This window comes from Wolbachia endosymbiont of Tuta absoluta, from assembly GCF_059414725.1.
The window spans coordinates 1-4,376 of the sequence record NZ_JBNRJY010000441.1 but is presented as its reverse complement, the minus strand read 5'-3'; the positions used below and the strand labels follow the sequence as shown (position 1 = coordinate 4,376).

Below are 4,376 nucleotides of genomic sequence, written 5' to 3'. Positions count from 1 at the left end.
ACCCCTTTTTAGGGACATAAATTGTACACTGCTCATCGAATGGAAAAATTTTACTTTTAAATCGACATATTTCATTTGTGTTTTGCTTAAGATCGATCACAATAAAACACAAAATCTAAATCTAAATAACAGTTTAGATTTTATCATCTACGACATATACAACTTTAAATTATACAGGGTGTAAGGGACGGTGTACCGAAAACTTTGCAGGCAAGATCGATCAATTATTTCTGGAAATTTAAAACCCGATGGGCTCTTTAGAAAAGATTTTGTTACAACAGTTATTTTTGTATGTTTAATTATTTGTTGTACTTACATAATAAGATGTAGTTTTGCTAGTGTGTGGTAATGGAAACTTAGAAAGATCGATCTACCAGCCTGGCGCATTAACCAAATAGGTACTTTTTCATTTGGCTTATTCTGCTTAATAATTCTTACTATCGCTGGTTTGTTGCTTTCCAATCTATTTTATCTACTTTTTTCTATACTAAAGTATAGTAGTAATAATAGTTCTATCAATAAATTGTTATTAACTTAAAATTCAGTAAAAATTATTGTTACTTAACTTGTGGATAAATATGTTAATAACTTCTATATACTATTGATTTTGCCTTATAATTTATGTGTATAAGTAAGATATTTATAATGTTAGTAATTTTCTTTTACGGAAAATACTTTACTATCATGTATTGTTACACAATTATGTATATGTCGTTGAGAAAGTTGTTGATCAATTGTTAGTATTTTATATTAACAAATAATTCACAAATTAATTTGACATTATTCACATGCTTATTAAACATTTAATAACAGTTTTCTTGATAGACCTTATCTAAAGATATTTTCACCATTAAAGGGAATAAATTGAATAAGAAAAGAACTTTAGTAGAAAAAATAGCATACAAAATTTTTTTCTTTCTCTTCAACAAAACTTCTGTGTTAAAAAAATGTGCGACTGAGGCATTAATGGGTGATCTGTCAGGTCTTGACATACTTAATAGTCTATTAAAATTCCGTGATTGTAGTATCATGGATATAATGACTCCACGTAAGGAGATATGTGCAATAGACATTGAATCGAGCAAGGATGAGGTAATAAAGAAGGTGAAAAACACTTACCATGCTAAGATACCAACTTATAAGAATAACTTTGACAACGTAATAGGCTTTTTTTACGTAAAAGATATCATTTTCAATAAGAATAAAGATTTTAATCTGAGAAATATTATACAAAATGTAATATTTGTCCCAGCCTCAATGAAAGCAACAAATCTTTTTGTTAGAATGAAATCTTCCAAGTCATATTTAGCTATTGTACTGGATGAATATGGCGGAACTGATGGTTTAATTTCGATAAATGATCTTATAGAAGAATTGATACCAAATATTGATAACGAGAATGAGGTAAATTCAGAACACACCATTACTGAATTATCTCAAAATAAGTTTGAAATATCGGCAAGGGCCCTTATAAAGGATATAGAGGAAAATCTAAAAATAGAGTTGTGTGACTCTGAAGAGCATTATGCCACACTTAGTGGTTTGGTTCTTTCAATTGCTGGTAAGGTACCTTCTGTAGATGAAGTTATAAGATATAAAAATGGTATAAAATTTATCATCAAGGATGCAAATGAACGATACATTAACAAAATAATACTAGACTTAAGTGATTACAAAAATTAAATTCAATATTTTTTAGTGAAAGGTACTTTATCTTGGAAGTAGGAGACATAGTAGCCAGGTATGCAATTTAAACAATTTCTTAATATACAAAAGTTTGTAGTTCTATACGTTACTGTTTGATAATTAAGGTGGGAATAGTTTTTTTGGTATAAAGTTATAAAAATTAGTTGTTTAAATATTTTTAGCGATCTGTAACTTTCAAAAAGGGAGTGTTAAATAAACTGTGTCAAGCCGCATTTTTAATTCAACTCTACAAGAAAAAAAGATATCAAGTTGAGACATAGTCAAAGCCCAATCATGTATAGGCATAGCCCATTTTTCTCCTAACTTTTTTATAGCACAATATACCTGTTCATAGAAGGCATTTGTGCTAGTAAATGAGCCCTTAGTTTTAGTAAATTTTCTGATCTGTCTATGTAACCCTTCAATAGGATTTGTGGTATAAATTAATTTTCTTACAGGGCCGGAATATTTAAAATAACTAGACAGATTTTCCCAATTATTTTCCCAAAACTAAAGTATAGCTGTTCTCATAATAGTGGAAACAAATGAAGAAAAGCAGAATCGACAGCTTGACGAAAAGATTTAAAAAGAGGAATGTTTTTCCTGGCTCTGTTTTTTATAGCAAACCAATGATGCTCAATTTTATTGAAATCTGGAGAATATGGAGGCAGATACAGAATGTCTGCACCAACCCTTTTGGCAAATTCGACAATCTTTTTAGACTTATGAAAAGTTGCATTATCTAAAATCACTGTTTGTCCAGGCTATAAAGTTGGTGCCAGAAATTGCTCGAACCAGCCATTAAAAACCTCTGTATCACAATAGCCTTCAAACGTCATAGGTGCAACGATTTTTCCCTTATTTAAAGATGCAATCATGCTAACTCTCTGAGTTTTCTTGCCTGATTTTAGTGCATGAAACCTCTCTCCCTTTCTGCAATATCCGTATGGGTAATCTTCTGTATTGTCTATACCAGATTCATCAATATATACCAAATTTTTAGGGGACTCTGCCGATATGACTTTCAGAAATTCAGCTCGTTTTTCTTCGTTTCTTTCTTCATATCCATAAATCTTTTTTTGCGTGTAAATCCAAATTTTTTTAGAGCTCTATGAATCGTTTGACGACTTATATTGCCCCAGAGTTTGGCCACCTCTGATTGTGTTTTACCGCCGTGCTTTTTTATAAATTCTACAAACGCATTCCAATCGGTGATTTTATGATTATAGCCTCTATTTCCCAGTTTCTTCGATTCCTGTTTCTTTCCGCCTTTTCTCCCATTTGTACAATGTCACTCTACCGATTTTGAACCTCTTTGCTACTGCTGTTTTACTCTCTCCTTCATGGCTTTTTTCCCTAAGTCATAACTGTATGCTGCTGGCACTTTTACCTTCTTATTACCCTAAGTCTCTATTTTATCCTGTCTCCACTATTATGAGAAGAGCTATATATTTTTCTCACCATTTTTCCTCTAGCTCAAGCAAATAATTTTCGGCAGTTTCTCTACTTGCAGCACGGTATATTTTTTTCAAATCATTCATGAAAATTTTCACATCTTTGCTCGATGCATATTTCAGTGAATTTCTTATCTGATGTACAATACATAGTTGTATTTCTGCTTTAGGAAATACACTGTTTATTGCTGTAGGAAAGCTTTTAGCCCATCTACACATACAATCAGGATATCTTCTACTCCTTTCTCTTTTAAGTCATTTAACATCCCTAGCCAAAAGTTAGCTCCCTCACTTTCTGCTATATAAAAACCTAAAACTTCTTTCCTTTCATTCTGCTAATATATTCTACATGTATTTACTTACGCAATGCCTGTCTTCTTTGACCTTAAAAAACATAAACACTATTGGATACACTGATTGCAGTGGACGACTACGCCACTCATTGATTACAGGCAATAATTTATCAGTAATACTTGATATCTCTGCTACAGATATTTTATATCTTTTCTACATGCGACGCTATATCTCTATATACCATGCCACTGGCATATACTTAAAACCTTTGCTTCAAGTTCGGTTGTTTGCCTTTTTCTGACTACTTGTGGCTCAAAGCTTCCTTCCCTATCCCTTGGTGTCAATAACTCAAATGAACCTACACTTGTCCGTAAAGTCTTTGAATTTCTTCAATTTCTTCGGTTATTTTCTTCGCTTTTAGCCGACAAGTGATTTTTTATTTCACCTTCCAGACTCGATTCCAGTAGCCTTTTTACAAACGGTGTTAATGCACCATCTCTTTCCGTCAATGGTCTTCCTTCTCGTATAGACGATAAGATATTTGTTTCTAATTCTTTATAGTCTACCAAACCGGTAGTTCTGTTTGCTTGACTCATTGTCAAACCTCCATTTTTTGTTTCTATTTTATTATTACTTCTCGGTTTGATACAGTTTATTTAACACTTCCCTAAGTACGTAAAAAAAACACTCCTATACTGAAAGTACAAGCATTTGTTGAGATTATTAGGAATGTAAAACCTAGCAGAAATCTTGATAATTCAAACGCTGAACAACTTCAAGCTATTGATAGAAAAATCCCTTAATTGTACATAGGCCAAGTTGGCTTATGTGTTCTTATTCTCACTTTGTAAACATGCCAATAATTTTATCCACTATTCCACCCATATTTGCTTCAGCTTGAGTATGCGCTATTTTACCACCGTGTGAAATTAATTTAGGATC

General features: G+C 32.0%; 1 protein-coding gene and 4 pseudogenes. 1 reads left to right on the top strand and 4 read right to left on the bottom strand.

What is annotated here, in order from left to right; all coding sequences use genetic code 11:
• The first annotated feature begins 864 nt into the window (after positions 1–864).
• A complete protein-coding gene (locus ACJ5GX_RS04840; RefSeq protein WP_007302250.1) occupies positions 865–1,683 on the top strand; it encodes a transporter associated domain-containing protein in 819 nt (272 codons plus the stop codon).
• Between the two features lie 198 nt (positions 1,684–1,881).
• Here the strand turns inward: ACJ5GX_RS04840 and ACJ5GX_RS04835 are convergent.
• From ACJ5GX_RS04835 to ACJ5GX_RS04820, 4 pseudogenes are all read right to left on the bottom strand, one after another.
• A pseudogene (locus tag ACJ5GX_RS04835) lies at positions 1,882–2,193 on the bottom strand (transposase); the annotation flags it as partial.
• 20 nt (positions 2,194–2,213) lie between these two features.
• Positions 2,214–3,070, bottom strand: a pseudogene (locus tag ACJ5GX_RS04830) (IS630 family transposase).
• Between the two features lie 76 nt (positions 3,071–3,146).
• Positions 3,147–4,030, bottom strand: a pseudogene (locus tag ACJ5GX_RS04825) (IS256 family transposase); the annotation flags it as partial.
• Positions 4,031–4,274: 244 nt separating this feature from the next.
• A pseudogene (locus tag ACJ5GX_RS04820) lies at positions 4,275–4,376 on the bottom strand (outer membrane lipid asymmetry maintenance protein MlaD); the annotation flags it as partial.